Below are 19,054 nucleotides of genomic sequence, written 5' to 3' on the forward strand. Positions count from 1 at the left end.
CCCGGGAAGTCCCGGGCCGCTGGCTCGACGCAGGCATCAGTCTGCGGATTTGCCTTCGACTTCCTCGCGCATACGGGTCAGGCCGATATGCCGCACATCGGTACCACGCACGAGGTAGATCACCAGTTCGGCGATGTTGCGTGCATGATCGCCGATGCGCTCCAGCGAGCGCAGCGCCCAGATCACGCTGAGCACGCGGGTGATCGAACGCGGGTCTTCCATCATGTAGGTGACCAGCTCGCGCAGCGCCGTCTTGTACTCGCGGTCGACGGTCTTGTCGTACTGCGCCACGGACAGGGCCAGGTCGGCGTCGAAACGGGCGAAGGCGTCCAGCGCCTCCTGGACCATCCTGCGCACCTGATCGCCGATGTGGCGAACCTCGACGTAACCACGCGGCGCCTCGCCTTCCTCGCACAGCTGGATGGCACGCTTGGCGATCTTGGTCGACTCGTCGCCGATGCGCTCGAGGTCGATCACCGACTTGGAGATGCTGATGATCAGGCGCAGGTCGGAGGCCGCCGGCTGACGACGGGCGAGGATGCGCACGCATTCCTCGTCGATGTTGCGCTCCATCTGGTTGATCTGGTCATCGATCTCGCGCACCTGCTGAGCCAGACCGGAGTCGGCCTCGATCAGGGCGGTGACGGCATCGTTGACCTGCTTCTCCACCAGGCCGCCCATGGCCAGCAGGTGGCTGCGCACTTCTTCCAGCTCGGCGTTGAACTGCTGGGAGATGTGCTGGGTAATGTTGTCTTTGTTCATCAAGTTCGCTCCGCGAAAGCTTCAAGCTGCAAGCCGATCGGTGAAGTGTCTGGTTACCGCAAGCTGACCGGCAGCTTGCGGCTTGTAGCGTGCCGCTGTCCTCAACCGTAACGACCGGTGATGTAGTCTTCGGTCTGCTTCTTGGCCGGGTTGGTGAACAGCGTGTCGGTATCACCGAACTCGATCAGCTTGCCCATGTACATGAACGCGGTGTAGTCGGAGACGCGCGCCGCCTGCTGCATGTTGTGGGTGACGATGACGATGGTGTACTTGCTCTTGAGTTCGTAGATCAGCTCTTCGACCTTCAGCGTGGAGATCGGGTCGAGTGCCGAGCAGGGCTCGTCGAGCAGCAGCACTTCCGGCTGTACCGCCACGGTGCGGGCGATCACCAGACGCTGCTGCTGACCGCCGGACAGGCCCAGTGCCGAATCGTGCAGACGATCCTTGACCTCGTCCCACAGTGCCGCGCTCTTCAGCGCCCATTCCACCGCTTCGTCGAGCACGCGCTTGCTGTTGATGCCCTGGATGCGCAGGCCATACACCACGTTCTCGTAGATGCTCTTGGGGAAGGGGTTGGGCTTCTGGAACACCATGCCGACGCGGCGACGCAGCTCGGCGACATCCTCGCCCTTGCGGTAGATGTTGCGGCCGTCGATGTTGATCTCGCCATCGACGCGGCAACCATCGACCAGGTCGTTCATGCGGTTGAAGGTGCGCAGCAGGGTCGACTTGCCGCAGCCGCTCGGGCCGATGAAGGCGGTCACGCGCTGCTTGGGGATGTCCATCCTGACGTCGAACAGCGCCTGCTTCTGACCGTAGAACAGGTTCAGGCCCGGCACTTCGATGGCCGTGGTCTCGTCGGCCAGGCTCAGGCTCTGCTTGTCGCGGCCGAGGGCGGCCAGGTCGATACCGTGGGTATGGGCTTCGTGTTGCATATGGGCTCACTCCGTTCGCAGCTGCAAGCTGCACGCTACAAGCTGCAAGCCGGTCGCCGCGCTTCTCGTTGAAGCTTGCGGCTCGGGGCTTGCGGCTCGAATTTAATGATCCAGCGCCTTGTACTTCTCGCGCAGGTGGTTACGGATATAGACCGCGGTCAGGTTGAGCAGGGCGATGACGATCACCAGCAGCAACGCGGTTGCATAGACCAGCGGGCGGGCCGCTTCTACGTTGGGGCTCTGGAAGCCGACGTCGTAGATGTGGAAGCCCAGGTGCATGATCTTCTGGTCCAGGTGCAGATAAGGGTAGTTGGCGTTGAGCGGCAGGCTCGGCGCCAGCTTGACCACGCCCACCAGCATCAGCGGTGCCACCTCGCCGGCGGCACGGGCCACGGCGAGAATCAGGCCGGTCATCATCGCCGGGCTGGCCATCGGAATCACTACTTTCCACAGGGTCTCGGCCTTGGTCGCACCGAGCGCCAGCGACCCTTCGCGCACCGCACGCGGAATACGCGCCAGACCTTCCTCGGTGGCGACGATGACCACCGGCAGGGTGAGAATCGCCAGGGTCAGCGAGGCCCACATCAGGCCCGGTGTACCGAAGGTCGGCGCCGGCGCCGCCTCGGGGAAGAACAGCTGGTCGATGGAACCGCCCAGCACGTAGACGAAGAAGCCCAGGCCGAACACGCCGTAGACGATCGAGGGCACGCCGGCCAGGTTGTTCACGGCGATGCGGATCACCCGGGTCAGCGGGCCCTGGTGGGCATACTCACGCAGGTAGACCGCCGCGATCACACCGAACGGGGTGACGATCACCGCCATCAGCATGACCATCAGCACGGTACCGAAGATCGCCGGGAAGATGCCGCCCTCGGTGTTGGCCTCACGCGGCTCGTCGCTGATGAACTCCCACACCTTCATGGCGTAGAAGCCGAGCTTGTCGACGCTGCTCATGGCATTCGGGCGGAAGGCGCGGACGATCTTGCCCAGGGCGATCTCGGTCTGGCGGCCGTCGCTGGCGGTCAGGGTCACGCTGTCGCGGTTGATCTGCTGGGTCAGCGCCACCATGCGCTCTTCGAGCACCTTGTACTCGGCATTCAGGGCATCGCGGCGAGCGTCCATGTCGGCCTGGGCGGCAGCGTCCAGCTTGTCCTGCAGCTGCAGCTTGCGCCCTTCCAGGCGAATGCGCTCCAGACCATGGTTGATGCGGCCGATGTCGCTCTTCTCCAGGCGCACCAGTTGGGCGTGCAGCTCGTCGACCCGCTCCAGGCGCTGCTGCAGCTCGGCCCAGGCGGCATCGCCCTCGGCGACCAGCTGACCACTTTCCTTGACGTTGACCAGGTTGCCGTAGAAGTTGCCCCACTCGCGGCGCTCCAGCACGGTGATGTCCGCCGGCTTGCGCAGGTTGCTCAGCCATTCGCCGACGACCCAGGTGAAGTCCGCGCCGAACAGCTCGCGGTTACCCACCTTGAGCAGCTCGCGGGTCATGAATTCGCCGCCCTCTTCGGCGACCGGCAGGCCGGCCGCAGCGAGACGGGCACGCGGGACTTCCTCAGCCTGCACCACTTCGCCGAGCATGACCCGGGATTCCTGGCCAGGCACCTGATAGTCGGCCTCGATGATATCCGCCGGCCAGAAGTGCCCCAGGCCGCGCGTGGCGATCACCGCCAGCAGGCCGAGGGTCATGATGATGGCGATGGCGACCGCGCCGCCGCTCATCCACACGCCGGGGGCGCCGCTCTTGTACCAGGATTTCAGGTTGTTCTGTTTCACGGCATCACACCTTGAATGAAATCATTCTTTACCGCCCCTCTCCCGCTGGCGGGACAGGGGCCGGGGGAGCGGGTCGCGGCGTTGTTCGCACGGCCCTCTCCCGCCCTTCGGGCACCCTCTCCCATCAATGGGCGAGGGTCATCAGTTGGCCTGCTGCGCAGGCCATTCTTTACAGCGACGAATACTTGGTACGCAGACGCTGACGAATCAGTTCGGCCAGGGTGTTCATCACGAAGGTGAACATCAGCAGCACCAGTGCGGCCAGGAACAGCACGCGGTAATGGGTGCCGCCAACCTCCGACTCGGGCATCTCGACCGCGACGTTGGCCGCCAGGGTGCGCATACCCTCGAAGATGTTGACGTCCATGATCGGCGTGTTGCCGGTGGCCATCAGCACGATCATGGTTTCCCCCACGGCGCGGCCCATGCCGATCATCAGCGCCGAGAAGATACCGGGGCTGGCGGTCAGGATGACCACGCGGGTCAGGGTCTGCCAGGGCGTCGCGCCCAGCGCCAGCGAGCCGAAGGTCAGGCTCTTGGGCACGCTGAACACGGCGTCTTCGGCGATCGAGTAGATGTTCGGGATCACCGCGAAGCCCATCGCCAGGCCGACCACCAGGGCGTTGCGCTGGTCGAAGGGAATGCCCAGGTCATTGGACAGCCACAGGCGCATGTTGCCGCCGAACAGCCAGTTTTCCAGGTGACCGCTGATCGCGATGGAGAACCAGCCCACGGCGATCACCACGGGGATCAGCAGCGCGGCTTCCCAGCCATCGGGAACGCGATGACGCACCGCTTCCGGCAGCTTGCTCCAGATGAAGCCGAACAGCAGGATGCCCAGCGGCGTCAGCAACAGCAGGCTGAATATGCCGGGCAAGTGGTTTTCCAGGAACGGCGCGAGGAACAGACCGGCGAAGAAGCCGAGGATCACCGTCGGCAGCGCCTCCATCAGCTCGATCACCGGCTTGACCTTGGTGCGCATGCGCGGCGCCATGAAATAGGCGGTGTAGATCGCCGCGGCGACCGCCAGCGGTGCCGCCAGCAGCATGGCGTAGAAGGCTGCCTTGAGCGTGCCGAAGGCCAGCGGCGAGAGGCTCAGCTTGGCTTCGAAGTCGGTGTTGGCGGAAGTCGACTGCCAGACGTAGTCAGGCTCCGGGTAGCTCTCGTACCAGACCTTGCCCCACAGCGAGCTCCAGGAAATTTCCGGGTGCGGGTTGTCGACCACGAAGCGCTGCAGCTTGCCGTCGGACTCGACCAGCACGCGGGTGGCGCGCGGCGACAGGGCGGCGGCGGCCTTGCCGTCGGCGACCTGTTCCTTGAGCAGGGTACGGTGCGCGGTGCTGTGGAAGATACCGAGCAGGCCGCTCTCGTCGAGCGCCATGAAGCCCTTGCGGCGCTCTTCGGGAAGAATCTGGGTGACCGCGCTGCTGCCCAGCTGGAAGCTGCGGATCGACTGGAAGGTGGATTTGCCGTCCTTGTCACGCACCATGAACCACTGCTGGATGCCGCCCTTGGCGTCGCCGATCATGATGGAGATGCCGCCCAGCAGGCTGGTGGCGCTGGTGACACGGTTGGAGGCGTCCTTGAGCAGCTGGTAGCGGCCATTCAGGCTGCGCTTGCGCAGGTCGAAGACATCGGCGTTGGAGTCGCCATTGAGGACGTACAGCCACAGCTGGCGGGGATCGAGGATCAGCTGGCTGATCGGCTCACCGATCTGCGGCAGGGCGATGCGCTCTTCGCTGACGCTCACTTCGCCAGTGAACAGGTTTTCCTCGCGACCGAGGCTGATCAGGTGCAGCTCGCTAGCGGTGGAGCCTGCCAGCATCAGCGTGCCGCTGTTGAGGTTCAGCGCCACGTGCTCGAGCGGGCGGCCCTGCGGATCGACCTCGATCGGCGTCTCGCCGTACGGATAGTCGATGCGCGGCGCGATGGTGCGCACGTTGTCCGGGTAGGTGATCTTGTAGTTGTGCTGGATGACCAGCGCCTGGCCATTGCTCAGGCCCAGCGCCACGCGGCGGCTGCCCGGCTGGTCCTGCGCGACCGAGGCGACGCTGACGCCTTCCGGCAGCGGCAGCTGCACGCGCTGCAGCGCTTCGCCGTTCTTCAGCTCGAAGAACTGCACCGCGCCGCTGGCGTCCAGGCGCATGGCCACCTGGTTCTGCTCCTCGACGGCCAGCATCAGCGGCGCCGGGGCGTCAGCCAGCCAGGCCGGCTGCTGAACCTTGCGCGCATCCAGTTCGGCGCCCTGGAACATCGGCAGTACCACGTGCGCCAGGTAGAAGAAGATCAGGGTGATCGCACCCAGCACCGCCAGGCCACCGACGGAGACGTACCAGCGCGCCATGCGGTCCTTGAGGGCACGCAGGCGACGCTTGCGTTGCAGGGCGGGGGTATTGAAGTCGATCCCCAGCGGATTCTGAGAGCGATTCACGGATTCGTTTGCCAAGTCATTCATGCGAGAAGTCTCTGCGCGGGCTCAAGTGCAGCGCATAGGGCTGTCCAGGCTTGTCAATCTAGCGAGCTTGTATGACAGAAAGGTTACAGTCACCTGACATGACGAAGCCCACCACTCGAATCGAGTGGCGGGCTCTTCCGACCATCAGCCGAAGATCAGCGGGTCGGCGGCGTCAGGCACTGAAATTACAGGCCCAGTTCCTTCATGGTCTTCTCGACCACTTTGGACGGCAGCGGGATGTAACCATCCTTGACCACCACTTCCTGACCCTGCTTGGACAGCACCAGCTTGACGAACTCGGCGTCCAGCGGGCTCAGCGGCTGGTTCGGCGCCTTGTTCAGGTAGACGTAGAAGAAACGAGCCAGCGGGTACTTGCCGGACAGCGCGTTGGTTTCGTTGGCTTCTTCTACCTGGCCGTTCTTGTCGACCAGCGGAACAGCGCGAACGCTGGAGGTCTTGTAGCCGATGCCCGAGTAACCGATGGCGTTCAGGGTGCTGGAGATCGACTGCACCACGGAAGCCGAACCCGGCTGCTCGTTGACGTTGGCGCGGAAGTCACCTTTGCACAGGGCTTCTTCCTTGAAGTAACCGTAGGTGCCGGATACCGAGTTACGACCGAACAGCTGAATCGGCTTGCTCGCCCACTCGCCGGTCAGACCGACGTCACCCCAGGTTTTCAGGTCCTTGTCTTCGCCGCACAGACGGGTGCTGGAGAAGATCGCGTCGACCTGATGCATGGTCAGGGCCTTGATCGGGTTGTCCTTGTGCACGAATACCGCCAGGGCATCGATGGCGACCGGAACGGCGGTCGGCTTGTAGCCGTACTTCTCTTCGAAGGCCTGCAGCTCGCTGTCCTTCATCGGACGGCTCATCGGGCCCATGTTGGCGGTGCCTTCGGTCAGCGCGGGCGGCGCGGTGGAGGAACCGGCGGCCTGAATCTGGATGTTGACGTTGGGGTAGTTCTTCTTGAACTCTTCTGCCCACAGGGTCATCAGGTTGGCCAGCGAGTCGGAACCGACGCTGGACAGGTTGCCCGATACACCGGAAGTCTTCTCATAGGTCGGCAGAGCCGGGTCGACGGCGGCTACAGCAGATACGGCGCTTACGCCGGCGGCGGCGAAAGTCAGGGCCGCCATCAAACGCTTCAGTTTCATGCCTTGCTCCTAGCAGGATAGTGTTGGATGGAACGGGCCCAAGTATCTGCAGGCCACGTGAACACTCTATGAAACGAATGTGACAGTTAAATGAACGCTGATGACTTTTCATTGCAACGATGCAAAGCGGCCTGCCGCGAGGACGCAACCTGCGGATGAGCAGCGCTCGCCCGCTGCCGGACAACCAATGAAAAGCCCCCGCACGCAAGGCGTGCGGGGGCTCGGGGCTGACGCTGGGCGTTACTGCATGTTGTGCTTCAGCGCACGCATGCGGTCATGGCAGGCACGCACCTTGGGCATCTCCACGGCCAGCAGCGCACGGACGTCGTTGTCCGAGTCCTCCAGGGCGTCCTCGAAGGCGTGCAGGATGCGGTCCTCAGCCTCTTCCAGCTGGGCGACGTAGGTGGCCTCTTCGTCCTTGGCCAGGGTGGCGCGGGTATCGGCGTACACCTGGCGCAGCTTGCCCAGCATGGTGCCGCCGGCTGCCGGCTCGCTCTGGTTGGCCGCGACCTTGACGCTCAGCGCGTCGATCACTTCGGTCTTGGCGCGGACCATGTCACGGAACAGCGCCTGCAGGCGGATGTCCTTGACCTCCTCGTGGGCGTGCTCGTAGAAGCGCTTGCCGTCACGGGTGATCTCGATCAGTTCGTTGAGTTGTGCGGTCTTGCTGCTCATGGAATGACTCCTTGGCGATGGGACTTGCGGATGGCTGACCGCGCCTGCGGTCAGGATGAAAAAAGCTTCAGCCGGTGATGCGCAGGGCGTCGGCATCCACGCCACGCACACCACGGATGTTGCGGGCGATCTCGACTGCCAGGCGCTTCTCGGCACTGCTCAGCACGCTGCCACGCAGGCTCACCAGGCCATCGTCGGTGTTCACCGAGATGTTCAGCGCATCGAGGTTGCGGCTATAGAGGAAGCTGGCCTTGACCTTGCTGGTGATCCAGCTGTCGCTGATGTCCTCGCGCGCCTCTTCCACTGCGGTCTGCACTTCACTGCTGGTGCTGTCGGCGGTGCTGATGCTGAGGTGGTTGAACACCTCGCGCACACCGTCGGTGTTGGCGGCCAGCTGGCCGGCCAGTTCCTTGGCCGCCGGGGTCTGTGCACGGCCGCTGAGGGTGATGGCACCGGTCTCGCTCTTGACCTGGATGTCCAGGCCACGGGTGTTGCTGTTCCACAGCAACTTGGACTTCACGGTGGCGGCCAGGCTGGCGTCTTCCAGACGCTGCACCAGACCCGGCGGGTTGCCGCTGGCGGCCTCGCCCGCGACCTCGATGCGATTGTCCACCGCGTCGATGCCCTCTATGCTCAGGGCCACCTGCTCGGCCAGGTCCTTCTGCACGGCGTTCTCGACCTTGCCGGTCAGCGTGGCCTCGCCAGCCTCCACCTCGATGTCGAGCTTGAACGGATTGAGATGACGGTTGAGCGCGAAGGCGGTCCAGATGGAGCCTTCCTGACGCGCGGCTGCCAGTTGCGCGGCCAGCTGACCGTCAGCTGCCTGACTGGCCAGCGGCGTCAGGCTCAACATCAGCGCAGCGCTCGTGGCCAGCAGCAAGGGTTTGAACGGGGGCATGGATTCACTCCTGCTCATGAAAGGACAAGAGGAATATCGCAAGCCCCGTGCCAGCCGATACAATCAATTAAATTCTTTATAAAACAAAGAGTTAAAAACAATAAAGGCACCCTGCCTGCATGCAGGGTGCAGCATCGGCGCGGTCAGGCCGTGCAACTTGCACGGTTTTTACCTGACTAAGCTGCATCGACTCGTCAGACGGAGCACATACATGGCAGTTTCAGAGCAGACCAGTGGACGCATCCTGCTGGTGGACGACGAAGCCGCAATCCTGCGCACCTTCCGCTACTGCCTGGAGGACGAGGGGTACGACGTCGCCGGCGCCAGCAGCACGGCACAGGCCGAAGCACTGCTGCAGCGTCAGGTGTTCGACCTGTGCTTCCTCGACCTGCGCCTGGGCGAGGACAATGGCCTGGAGCTGCTGGCGCAGATGCGTATCCAGGCGCCCTGGATGCGCGTGGTGATCGTCACCGCGCACTCGGCAGTGGACACCGCCGTCGATGCCATCCAGGCCGGCGCCGCCGATTACCTGGTCAAGCCCTGCACCCCGGACCAACTGCGCCTGGCTGCAGCCAAGCAGCTGGAGGTGCGTACCCTGGCCGCACGCCTGGAGGCCCTGGAGGGCGAGGTGCGCAAGGCCAAGGACGGCCTCGATTCGCACAGCCCGGCGATGATGGCGATCCTGGAGACCGCGCGCCAGGTCGCGGGCACCGACGCCAACATTCTCATCCTGGGAGAGTCCGGCACCGGCAAGGGCGAACTGGCCCGCGCCATTCATGGCTGGAGCCGCCGCGCCAAGCGCACCTGCGTGACCATCAACTGCCCGTCGCTGACCGCCGAGCTGATGGAGAGCGAACTGTTCGGCCACGCGCGCGGCTCCTTCACCGGCGCCAGCGAGAGTACCCAGGGCCGCGTCAGCCAGGCCGATGGCGGTACCCTGTTCCTCGACGAGATCGGTGATTTCCCGCTGACCCTGCAGCCCAAGCTGCTGCGCTTCATCCAGGACAAGGAATACGAGCGCGTGGGCGACCCGGTGACCCGCCGCGCCGACGTGCGCATCGTCGCCGCCACCAACCTCGATCTCGACGAGATGGTCCGCGAAGGACGCTTCCGCGAGGACCTGCTCTACCGCCTCAACGTCATCACCCTCAAGCTGCCCGCGTTGCGCGAACGCCACGAGGACGTGATGTCGCTGGCCGAGCGCTTCCTCGCCCGCTTCGTCAGCGACTATGGCCGGCCGGCCTGCGCCTTCAGCGACGAGGCGGTTGCGGCGCTGCAGGCCTACCACTGGCCGGGCAACATCCGAGAGCTGCGCAACGTCGTCGAACGGGCCAGCATCATCTGCCAGCAGGAAACCGTGGAGGTCGCCCACCTCGGCCTCGGTGGCAGTACGGAAGCGCCGACCAGCACCGTGCGCGTCGGAGCGCCGATGAGCCTGGAGGAGCTGGAGAAGGCCCACATCGCCGCCGTGCTGGCCAGCAGCAACACCCTGGATACGGCGGCGAAGACGCTGGGCATCGATACCTCGACCCTCTACCGCAAACGCAAGCAATACAACCTCTGACCCCTGGGATCACCATGCAGCTGCCGATGAAGCTTCGCACCCGGCTGTTCCTCAGCATCTCCGCGCTGATCACCGTCGCCCTGCTCGGCCTGCTCCTGGGGCTGTTCAGCGTCACGCAGATGGCCAGCAGCCAGAGCGAGCTGATCCAGCGGGGCTTCAGCGCCGTGGAGATCGGCCAGAAGCTGCGCCAGCACCTGGGCGAGGAGCTGCTGATCCTGATCGGCGACACGCCCAAGCCGGAACAGCTTGCCAGCAGCCGCCAGGCCTTCGTGGCCACCCTCGACCGAGGTATCGCCGCCAACCTGGGCAAGCGCTACAGCCGTGGCCTCGAGCAGGCGGCCGTGCTGCACCAGCAGATGGTACAGGCCGCCAGCGCCGGCACACCCGCCGGTCAGTCGCCCCATGCCCTGGCCAACTACGATCCCTTCAGCGAAGCCTTCCAGAACCTGCGCCAGCACCTGCTGGACCTGCAGAACCAGGTGATCGAGCGGGTCAGCGAGGCCGAGCAGCAGGCCGCCGAACGCTCACAGCTGATCGCCGCCCTGCTCGCCCTGATCGGCGTGGCGGTACTGATCATCGGCGTGCTCACCGCCCATGGCATCGCCCGCCGCTTCGGCGCGCCCATCGACCTGCTGGCCCGAGCGGCCGACCAGATCGGGCGTGGCCAGTACGACGTCGTCCTGCCCGTGTCGCCAGTGGCCGAGCTGGCCCTGCTGAGCCGCCGTTTCGGCCTGATGATCGAGGCCCTGCGCGAGTATCACTCGAGCAACCTCAACCAGCTGCTCAGCAGCCAGGGGCGTCTGAAGGCAGTACTCGACAGCATCGACGACGGCCTGGTGATTCTCGACGCACATGGCCGTATCGAGCACGCCAACCCGGTCGCGTTGCGCCAGCTGTCCTGGCACACCGACCTGCTGGGGCAGAGCATCGGCCCGCTGCTGCCCGGTCACGCCGTGGAAGAGGCATTGCACCAGGTGCTCGCTGGCGAACTGCTCAGCGAGCCGCCCGCCGACCTGCAGATCGAGCGCGACGGCGAGACGCGCCTGCTGGCCTGGGCACTGACGCCTGTGCAGGTCAGCGAGGGCGGCAGTGTCGGGGCGGTGATGGTGTTGCGCGACGTCACCAAGCAGCGCGCCTTCGAGCGCGTGCGCAGCGAGTTCATCCTGCGCGCCTCCCACGAGCTGCGTACGCCCATAACCGGCATGCACATGGCCTTCAGCCTGCTGCGCGAACGCCTGCAGCTGCCCGCAGGAGGCCGCGAGCAGGACCTGATGCGCACCGTCGACGAAGAGATGCACCGCCTGGTACAGCTGATCGACGACCTGCTCAACTTCTCGCGCTACCAGAACGGTGTGCAGACCCTGCAGCGCACCCCTCAGGACCCCGCCGGCCTGATCCAGGACGCCCTGCAGCGCTGCGCAGACGAAGCCCAGGAGCGCGAGGTCGCCCTGGTCAGTGAGATCCACGAGGCACTGCCCGCGATCAATGTCGACGCCGAACAGGTGTCGCGCCTGCTCGACAACCTGCTCAGCAACGCCCTGCGCTACAGCAATCCCGGCGGCACCGTGCGGCTGCAGGCACGGCGCAGCGGCGAACAGGTCATCGTCAGCGTGCAGGACGCAGGCGAAGGCATTCCCTTCGGCCAGCAGAGCCGTATCTTCGAGCCGTTCGTTCAGGTCGGCAGGCGCAAGGGCGGCGTCGGCCTGGGCTTGGCACTGGCGCGGGAAATCGTCCAGCTGCACGGCGGTCAGCTCAAGGTCGACTCGAGCCCCGGCGAAGGGGCGCTGTTCTACTTCAGCCTGCCGGTGTGACGAAAACGCCGCACTGCGTGCGAACAGCTTTGGCTCCCCTCTCCCATTCATGGGAGAGGGGTTGGGGGAGAGGGCTGAAATGCCGCAAGACTGCGTGTGGCGTCTTCGCTGGCGTCAGGTGATGAATGAACGGGTCAGCGCAGCACCGGGTCGAACTTGATACGACGCCCGAGCATCAAGGCCACCAGGAAGGCCAGGGCGAACAGCGCGCAGGCGCCCTTGAGCAGCAGCGCAAGGCTGCCCTCCAGGCCTGGGCTCAGCCACAGCACGGCGAGGCTGAGCAGCGTCATGATCAACAACAGGAAAGCGCTTCTGAACATGGCGGGACTCCTGTCGCTCAAAATACCCAGCGCGGGCTGCTGGCAGGGCGCGGCTCACGGTTGGCGGTAGCGGTCTTGCCGTCGCTGACGGTGCGCAGCCACTGGCCGTCATCCTCGGTGCTGCGGGCAGCGGGCTGGCGCAGGCTGCCAGGCGCCTCCGAGCGCACGGCGGAGCCAGAGGTCCAGGCCTGCGCACTGGGCACCGTCAGTTCGGCGGTACGCGCCATGGCCCCTGCCGAACCCGTGAAGTCCGTGGCGTAAGCCCCGTTGACCAGCAATGCAGTGATGCAGAACAGGCTCATTCGGACGATGTACATGACGCTTCTCCATTAGCAGATCAGTCGAGGGCTTACATGACTGAATCTGCAGCGCTCATGCCAACACCAAACGAATAAAAATATCCTTATAAATCAAAAACTTAATGAACTCTCAAAGCGCCATTCCCATGCACTTTGCAAGATGCACGAAGTACGACACGTGCAAAATGCACGATCAGCCGCGATGCGGCAGCACGACGCTGAAACAGGAGCCCTCGCCAAGGCGACTGCTCAGCTCGATACGGCCGCCGTGCGCCTGGACGATCTGCTCGCTGATGAACAGGCCAAGCCCCAGGCCCTGCGCGACAGCGCTGTCGCCGACCCGCTCGAACTGTTCGAACACGCGACGCTGATCCGCTTCGGAGATGCCCATGCCCTGATCGCGTACCTCGGCGCGCACGGCATCGCCCTCGGCGCTCACCCGCACGGACACCGGCTTGCCGCCACCGTAGCGCAGCGCATTGGTCAGCAGGTTGGCCAGCACCTGCTCGATGCGGAACTCGTCCATCAGCACCGGGGCCGGGCCGTCCACCCTCAGGTCGACCTGGCAACCGGTGGCGCTGAACTGCGCGTCCAGGCTTTCCACCACGTTTGCGGCCAGCACGCCGAGATCGCCCGGCTGCGGACGCACCGAGAGCTTGCCGGTGCGAATGCGCGAGACATCCAGCATGTCGTCGATCAGGCGGCTAAGGCTGCGAATCTGCCGTTCGTCACGCGTGATCATCTCCTGCAGTTTTTCCGGTGTGAATGCGTCCTCCCGGCCCTGCTCCAGGCGCAACCGGCGCAGTTGCACATCGAGGATCAGGCCGTTGAGCGGAGTGCGCAGCTCATGGGAGGCGATGGACATGAACACGTCGCGCATCTGCACCGCCTTCTGCAGCTCGGCCTGGGTTTCGCGCAGTTCGGTGAGCAGGGCCTCCTGCTCGCGGCGCGCCGCCTCGACCACTTCCAGTTGCATGCTCAGCGCCTTGCGGTGGCGGTACAGCTCGACGAACATCGCCACCTTGCTGCGCACCTCGAAGGGCGACAGCGGCTTGTGCAGGAAGTCCACCGCACCGCTCTCGTAGCCACGGAAGGCGTAGTCCATGTCCCGGCCAACGGCGCTGACGAAGATGATCGGGATGTGCTTGGTCCTCTCCGTGCCGCGCATCAGCTCGGCCAGTTCGAAACCGTTCATGCCCGGCATCTTCACGTCGAGAATGGCCAGGGCGAACTCGTGCTCGAGCAGCAGCGACAGCGCATCGTCGGCACTGTTGGCTTCGAACACCGTGCGGTCCTCGCTCTGGATCAGCGAGCGCAGGGCCAGCAGGTTCTCCGGCAGGTCGTCGACGATCAGCACCTTGGCTTCAATCTTCCTTAGCATGGCGGGGCATCCAGTTCATTCAGCAGTACGCGCATGGCGGCGATGGGGAGAAGGAAGTCCGGTTGCAACAGCGCCAGCGCTGCTTCCGGCATGGTGGGCACTTGGGCGTCGGCGGGGTCCTGCACCAGAGCCAGGCCACCGGCTCGCTGGACGGCCAGCAGGCCGAGCGCACCGTCTTCGTTGGCGCCGGTGAGCAGCGCAGCAGCCAGGTATTCGCCGTAGGCATCGGCGGCAGACTCGAAGAGGATGTCGATCGACGGCCGGGAAAAATGCCGCGGTTCCTCGCGACTCAGGGAGAAACTGCGATCTCCCTCGATGGACAGGTGATACCCGGCAGGCGCCACATAGACCCTGCCGCCACGCAGGTATTCCTTGTCCTCGGCCTCCTTGACCGGCAGTTGCAGGCGCCGCGCGAGCAGTTCGGCGAGCAGACTGTCGTTGCGGTCCGGCACATGCAGCAGGCAGACCACCGGCAGCCGGTAATCGGCCGGCAGGTCCTCGAGCAACTGCAACAGCGCCTCCACGCCGCCGGCCGAGGCACCGATGAGCAGGGCCTGCAGCGGCGCACGCAGTTGCCCGCGCAGGTTGATCCGTTGGCCGCTCATCGCTTGCGGAAGATCCGCTCGGGGCGCGAGACCGCCTCGAACTGCTGGGCGTAGGCGGAGAAGTCCAGGCTTTCCTTGCTGCCCAGGCCGAGGAAACCACGGTGGCACAGCGACTCGTGGAACAGGCCGAGGGCGCGGTCCTGCAGGTCGCGGTTGAAGTAGATCAGCACATTGCGGCACGACACCAGGTGGGTCTCGGCGAACACGCTGTCGGTGGCCAGGCTGTGGTCGGCGAAGGTCACGTTGCTGCGCAGAAACTTGTCGAACAGCACCCGGTCATAGGCCGCCGAGTAGTAATCGGAGAAGGCTCGCTTGCCACCGGACAGCTGGTAGTTCTGGGTGTAGGTACGCAGGTTGTCGAGCGCGAAGATGCCCTGCTCGGCCTTCTCCAGCGAATGCGGGTTGATGTCCGTGGCATAGATCATGGTGCGCTCCAGCAGCTCTTCCTCGTGCAGCAGGATGGCCAGGGAATACACCTCCTCTCCGGTACTGCAGCCGGCCACCCAGATCTTCAGCGACGGGTAGGTGTGCAACAGCGGCACCACCTGTTCGCGCAGGGCGAGGAAATACCCGGGGTCACGGAACATCTCGCTGACCGGGATGGTGAGGTACTGCAGCAACTGCATGAACGCCTGCGGCTCGTGCAGGATGCGCTCCTGCAGCGCGGAGATGGTCGGGCACTCCAGCTGGGCCTGGGCCTGACGCACGCGGCGCTTCAGCGACGCCTTGGAGTAGTCGCGAAAGTCGTAGCTGTAGCGCAGGTAGATCGCCTCGATCAGCAGGCGCAGCTCGATCTCGTCAGGCATCAGAGACGCTCCAGCTTGGGCATCCACACGCGGATCAGGGAGAACAGGCGGTCCAGGTCGATGGGCTTGGCCAGGTAGTCGTTGGCACCCGCCTCACGGCAGCGCTCCTGGTCATCCTTCATCGCCTTGGCCGTCACCGCGATGATCGGCAGGTTGTTCCAGCGCGCCTGCTGGCGGATCTGCCGGGTGGCCTCGTAGCCGTCCATCTCCGGCATCATCACGTCCATCAGCACCAGGTCGACGTCGTCGTGTTCACGCAGCTTGGCCAGCGCCTCGATGCCGTTGCGCGCGACCACCACCGTTGCGCCCTTCTGCTCCAGGGCGCTGGACAGGGCGAAGATGTTGCGCACGTCATCGTCGACCAGCAGCAGGCGCCGCCCCTCGAACAGCTTGTCGCGGCTGCGTGCGGTCTTGAGCATCTTCTGGTGCTCGCTGGACAGCTCGGCCTCGACCTTGTGCAGGAACAGGGTGACCTCATCGAGCAGGCGCTCCGGCGAGCGCGCACCCTTGATGATGATCGAGCGCGAGTACTTGAGCAGCTCGGCTTCCTCGTCGCGGGTCAGGTTGCGCCCGGTGTAGACGATCACCGGCGGGAAGGAGCAGATGTCTTCCTCGGCCATGCGCCGCAGCAGTTCGTTGCCCTGCATGTCGGGCAGCTTGAGGTCGATGATCATGCAGTCGAAGACCGTGTCGCGCAGCTTGTCCAGCGCCTCGCCGGCCAGCGCCACGGCGGTGATCTCGATGTCTTCATCGCCGATCAGGCGGGCGACGCTGTCGCGCTGCAGGGGATCGTCTTCCACCAGCAGCACGCGCTTGACCTGCTGGTTGAGCTTGGCTTCGAGCTTGCCGAACACGTCCTTGAGCTGATCGCGACTGGTCGGTTTGAGCGCATAGCCGACGGCGCCCAGGTGCAGGGCCGCTTCGCTGTGGTCATCCACCGACACCACATGCACGGGGATGTGGCGGGTCTGCGCGTCGTCCTTCAGGCGTTGCAGCACGCCCAGGCCGGAGCCGTCGGGCAGGCGCATGTCGAGCAGGATGGCATCGGGGCGGAACTGCTGGGCCAGCTCCAGGCCCTCGTCGGCGCAGGTCGCCACCAGGCAGGCGTAGCCCAGCTCATGCGCCAGGTCGAAAAGAATGCGCGCGAAGCGCACCTCGTCCTCCACCACCAGCACGCGGCGGCCACCGCGCTCGCCGAGTTGCTCGCGGTCATCCGCGAACGGCGCCGGCGGGCGTGGTGCGACGCCGCCAGTGGAGGCAGCGGGCAGTGCAACAGGCGCCGGCGCCACGGGCACGGGCGCCGGCGCGAGCGCGCTCGACGGCAGCGGGCCGGCGCTTTCCAGCAACTGTTCGGGCAGTACCAGGGTGAAGGTGCTGCCCTCGCCTGGCACGCTGGCCACCGCGATGCTGCCACCGAGCAGGCCCGCCAGATCGCGCGAAATGGACAGCCCCAGGCCGGTGCCGCCATAGCGCCGGTTGGTGGTGCCGTCGGCCTGGCGGAAGGCATCGAAGATCACCTCCTGCTGGTCCGCGGCAATGCCGATGCCGGTGTCACGCACGGCGAAGGCCAGTGTCTGGCCGTCCTGCCGCGCCACGCTCAGCGTGACACCGCCACGCTCGGTGAACTTGAAGGCGTTGGACAGCAGGTTGCGCAGGATCTGCTCGGCGCGCTGGCGGTCGGTGAACAGCACGTCCGGCAGGTCGCCCTGCAGGAGGATCTCGAAGCCGAGGCCGCGTTCACGGGCCAGCGGCCCGAACACGTCGCGCAGGCCCTCGAGCATGCCGGCCAGCTGCGTGCGCTCGGGACGAACCTCAAGCTTGCCGGCCTCGACCTTGGCGATGTCGAGAATGTCATTGATCAGGTTGAGCAGGTCGTTGCCGGCGGAGTAGATCGACTCGGCGAACTTGACCTGCTCCTCGTTGAGGTTGCCCGCCGGGTTCTCCGCCAGCAGCTTGGCCAGGATCAGCGAGCTGTTCAACGGCGTGCGCAGCTCATGGCTCATGTTGGCGAGGAACTCGGACTTGTAGCGGCTGGCCCGCTGCAGCTCCTCGGCACGCTCCTCCAGCTGCGCCTGGATACGGCCCAGGGTGGTGTTGCGCTGATCCAGCTCGTCGCGCTGGTCGGCGAGCACCTGGGTCTGCTCGGCCAGCTTCTCGTTGGTCTGTTCCAGCTCGGCCTGCTGGGTTTCCAGGTGCGCCTGGGACTCCTTGAGCACGTTGGCCTGCTGCTCGAGCTCTTCGTTGGCGGCGCGCAGCTCTTCCTGCTGGGTCTGCAGCTCCTCGTTGAGCTGCTGGGTCTGGCCCAGGACTTCCTGCAGGCGCTGGCGATAGCGCGCCGCCTCCAGCGCGGTGCCGACGTTGCTGGCGATGGCCCCGAGGAACTCGCGCTCACGCGCATCCAGCTGGCGCATGAAGGCCAGTTCGACCACACCGTTGATACGGTCCTCGGACTGCAGCGGCACCAGGGCGACGCTGACGGGCAGGCCCTCGCCGAGGCTGGAGGCGACCTTGATGTAGTCGCCCGGCAGACTGTCCAGGTAGACCGGACGACGCCCCTGGGCGGCCCGCCCGACCAGACCCTCGCCCTGGTAGAACTGCTCCTTGAGGCTGGCGTCCTCACTGAAGCCGTAACCGGCCACGCGTTGCAGGTCGCCGCTCTGGGCATCGCGCAGATAGAGCGCCGCGACCACGCAGTCGAGGTACTCGGCGAGGAATTCCAGCGAACGATCGGCCAGCTCCTGCACCCGCGGCTGGCCGAGCAGGCGTTCCGCCAGCTGGGTCTGGCCGGCGCCCAGCCAGGCCTGGTCGCCCTGCTTCACCGCGAAGTCCGCCTGCCTGGCCATGGCCTGTGCATAGGTGCTCGAGAGGTTCATCAGTTCGCGGCGGCCGAACAGCGCGAGCAGCGCGCTGAACAGGATGCTGATCACCAGGTAGGTGCCGGCGCCCCACAGCGTGCCCGTGCTGACCTCGGCGTTGCGCTGCTGGCGCAGCTCACGCTCGCCGCTGATGAAGGTGTCCAGCTCGCGGCGCATGCCATCCATGAGGTTCTTGCCGCGCCCACTGCCGACGTCACCGAGGAAGTCGCCCCCGTCGCGACGGCTGACGATCACCTCCTCGGCATAGGTGTCCCATTGTTCCTGCAAGGCGCGCAGACGCTCGATGCGCTGTATCTGCGACGGATTGTCGACGACGATATCGGCGAGCTGCTCGGTCAGCGGGCCGAACTTGCCGCGCGCGAGTTCGTAGGGCGCCAGGTAGTTCTCGTCAGCACTGAGCAGGAAACCACGCATCCCGGTCTCCATGTCCAGCGTCAGCTTGTATACCTCGCTGGCCCGGTTGAGCACCTGATCGGAATGCTCGACCCAGCGCATCACGTTGAGCAGGTAGCCAATCAGCACGGCGAAGAACAGAGCACCAACCAGCCCCAGGCCGAGGGGCAGCCCGACATTGCGATTGAGGATTCGGCGAAAACCAGCCTCGTCCATGGCGGACTCATTCGACATTGGGGCGTCCATTCGATGATTGTCTCGCTGCTTCTTATAGTGGGAGGTGGCCTGTGGCAAACTGACCATGTGCAGACCCGGAAGTTTGCCAAACATTTGCGTCTTCTGCGCGC

Annotated in this window: 15 protein-coding genes; 2 read left to right on the forward strand and 13 right to left on the reverse strand. The window is 65.2% G+C overall.

Annotated features, from left to right (window positions below; all coding sequences use genetic code 11):
- Window positions 1–36: 36 nt before the first annotated feature.
- From phoU to E4487_RS22820, 7 genes are all read right to left on the reverse strand, one after another.
- Entirely contained in the window at window positions 37–765 is a 729-nt protein-coding gene (gene phoU, locus E4487_RS22790; RefSeq protein ID WP_037053894.1) for a phosphate signaling complex protein PhoU, read from the reverse strand.
- Between the two features lie 98 nt (window positions 766–863).
- Window positions 864–1,697, reverse strand: a complete 834-nt coding sequence (gene pstB, locus E4487_RS22795; RefSeq protein WP_037053897.1) for a phosphate ABC transporter ATP-binding protein PstB — start codon at window positions 1,695–1,697, stop codon at window positions 864–866.
- Between the two features lie 102 nt (window positions 1,698–1,799).
- On the reverse strand, window positions 1,800–3,416 hold the full coding sequence (gene pstA / locus E4487_RS22800) for a phosphate ABC transporter permease PstA (protein ID WP_167494374.1): 1,617 nt from the start codon (window positions 3,414–3,416) through the stop codon (window positions 1,800–1,802).
- A gap of 223 nt (window positions 3,417–3,639) precedes the next feature.
- Entirely contained in the window at window positions 3,640–5,925 is a 2,286-nt protein-coding gene (locus E4487_RS22805; RefSeq protein WP_037053903.1) for an ABC transporter permease subunit, read from the reverse strand.
- A 185-nt stretch (window positions 5,926–6,110) separates the two neighbouring features.
- A complete protein-coding gene (locus tag E4487_RS22810) occupies window positions 6,111–7,079 on the reverse strand; it encodes a PstS family phosphate ABC transporter substrate-binding protein (RefSeq protein ID WP_037053906.1) in 969 nt (322 codons plus the stop codon).
- A gap of 240 nt (window positions 7,080–7,319) precedes the next feature.
- Complete coding sequence (locus E4487_RS22815; protein WP_175254451.1) at window positions 7,320–7,754, reverse strand: PA2169 family four-helix-bundle protein; 435 nt, start codon at window positions 7,752–7,754, stop codon at window positions 7,320–7,322.
- A gap of 67 nt (window positions 7,755–7,821) precedes the next feature.
- Entirely contained in the window at window positions 7,822–8,652 is an 831-nt protein-coding gene (locus E4487_RS22820; RefSeq protein WP_175254452.1) for a BON domain-containing protein, read from the reverse strand.
- A gap of 211 nt (window positions 8,653–8,863) precedes the next feature.
- On the opposite strand from E4487_RS22820, the gene algB reads away from it, so the two are divergent.
- Together algB and E4487_RS22830 are read left to right on the forward strand one after the other, a co-directional pair.
- A complete protein-coding gene (algB, locus tag E4487_RS22825; protein WP_037053914.1) occupies window positions 8,864–10,216 on the forward strand; it encodes a sigma-54-dependent response regulator transcription factor AlgB in 1,353 nt (450 codons plus the stop codon).
- A 14-nt stretch (window positions 10,217–10,230) separates the two neighbouring features.
- Window positions 10,231–12,027 (forward strand): ATP-binding protein, encoded by a 1,797-nt coding sequence (locus E4487_RS22830; protein WP_134677574.1) that lies wholly within the window; start codon window positions 10,231–10,233, stop codon window positions 12,025–12,027.
- Window positions 12,028–12,161: 134 nt separating this feature from the next.
- Here E4487_RS22830 and E4487_RS22835 read toward each other — a convergent pair whose 3' ends face one another.
- The 6 genes from E4487_RS22835 to E4487_RS22860 form a co-directional block, all read right to left on the reverse strand.
- Window positions 12,162–12,347 (reverse strand): PA3371 family protein, encoded by a 186-nt coding sequence (locus E4487_RS22835; protein ID WP_175254453.1) that lies wholly within the window; start codon window positions 12,345–12,347, stop codon window positions 12,162–12,164.
- 17 nt (window positions 12,348–12,364) lie between these two features.
- Window positions 12,365–12,664, reverse strand: coding sequence for a hypothetical protein (locus tag E4487_RS22840; RefSeq protein WP_175254454.1), 300 nt, complete (start codon window positions 12,662–12,664; stop codon window positions 12,365–12,367).
- A 175-nt stretch (window positions 12,665–12,839) separates the two neighbouring features.
- Window positions 12,840–14,027 carry a hybrid sensor histidine kinase/response regulator gene (locus E4487_RS22845; protein ID WP_175254455.1) on the reverse strand — a complete coding sequence of 396 codons (1,188 nt, stop codon included), beginning with the start codon at window positions 14,025–14,027 and terminating at the stop codon, window positions 12,840–12,842.
- On the reverse strand, window positions 14,021–14,632 hold the full coding sequence (locus tag E4487_RS22850; protein ID WP_175254456.1) for a chemotaxis protein CheB: 612 nt from the start codon (window positions 14,630–14,632) through the stop codon (window positions 14,021–14,023). Before E4487_RS22850 ends, E4487_RS22845 begins: the two co-directional genes overlap by 7 nt.
- The gene (locus E4487_RS22855; protein ID WP_037053926.1) at window positions 14,629–15,438 is read right to left on the reverse strand and encodes a protein-glutamate O-methyltransferase CheR; all 810 of its coding nucleotides are present in this window, start codon (window positions 15,436–15,438) and stop codon (window positions 14,629–14,631) included. The genes E4487_RS22850 and E4487_RS22855 overlap by 4 nt, the downstream gene beginning before the upstream one ends.
- Window positions 15,438–18,941 (reverse strand): response regulator, encoded by a 3,504-nt coding sequence (locus E4487_RS22860; RefSeq protein ID WP_175254457.1) that lies wholly within the window; start codon window positions 18,939–18,941, stop codon window positions 15,438–15,440. The genes E4487_RS22855 and E4487_RS22860 overlap by 1 nt, the downstream gene beginning before the upstream one ends.
- Window positions 18,942–19,054 lie beyond the last annotated feature (113 nt).

It is taken from the genome of Pseudomonas sp. BMW13 (assembly GCF_013357275.1).
Classification (GTDB): domain Bacteria; phylum Pseudomonadota; class Gammaproteobacteria; order Pseudomonadales; family Pseudomonadaceae; genus Aquipseudomonas; species Aquipseudomonas khazarica.

Coding starts and splice junctions, on each gene's coding strand:
- pstB (WP_037053897.1), bottom strand. CDS start 1,697: ATGCAACACGAAGCCCATACCCACGGTATCGACCTGGCCGCCCTCGGC.
- pstA (WP_167494374.1), bottom strand. CDS start 3,416: ATGAGCGGCGGCGCGGTCGCCATCGCCATCATCATGACCCTCGGCCTG.
- E4487_RS22805 (WP_037053903.1), bottom strand. CDS start 5,925: ATGAATGACTTGGCAAACGAATCCGTGAATCGCTCTCAGAATCCGCTG.
- E4487_RS22810 (WP_037053906.1), bottom strand. CDS start 7,079: ATGAAACTGAAGCGTTTGATGGCGGCCCTGACTTTCGCCGCCGCCGGC.
- E4487_RS22815 (WP_175254451.1), bottom strand. CDS start 7,754: ATGAGCAGCAAGACCGCACAACTCAACGAACTGATCGAGATCACCCGT.
- E4487_RS22820 (WP_175254452.1), bottom strand. CDS start 8,652: ATGCCCCCGTTCAAACCCTTGCTGCTGGCCACGAGCGCTGCGCTGATG.
- algB (WP_037053914.1), top strand. CDS start 8,864: ATGGCAGTTTCAGAGCAGACCAGTGGACGCATCCTGCTGGTGGACGAC.
- E4487_RS22830 (WP_134677574.1), top strand. CDS start 10,231: ATGCAGCTGCCGATGAAGCTTCGCACCCGGCTGTTCCTCAGCATCTCC.
- E4487_RS22835 (WP_175254453.1), bottom strand. CDS start 12,347: ATGTTCAGAAGCGCTTTCCTGTTGTTGATCATGACGCTGCTCAGCCTC.
- E4487_RS22840 (WP_175254454.1), bottom strand. CDS start 12,664: ATGTACATCGTCCGAATGAGCCTGTTCTGCATCACTGCATTGCTGGTC.
- E4487_RS22845 (WP_175254455.1), bottom strand. CDS start 14,027: ATGCTAAGGAAGATTGAAGCCAAGGTGCTGATCGTCGACGACCTGCCG.
- E4487_RS22850 (WP_175254456.1), bottom strand. CDS start 14,632: ATGAGCGGCCAACGGATCAACCTGCGCGGGCAACTGCGTGCGCCGCTG.
- E4487_RS22855 (WP_037053926.1), bottom strand. CDS start 15,438: ATGCCTGACGAGATCGAGCTGCGCCTGCTGATCGAGGCGATCTACCTG.
- E4487_RS22860 (WP_175254457.1), bottom strand. CDS start 18,941: ATGTCGAATGAGTCCGCCATGGACGAGGCTGGTTTTCGCCGAATCCTC.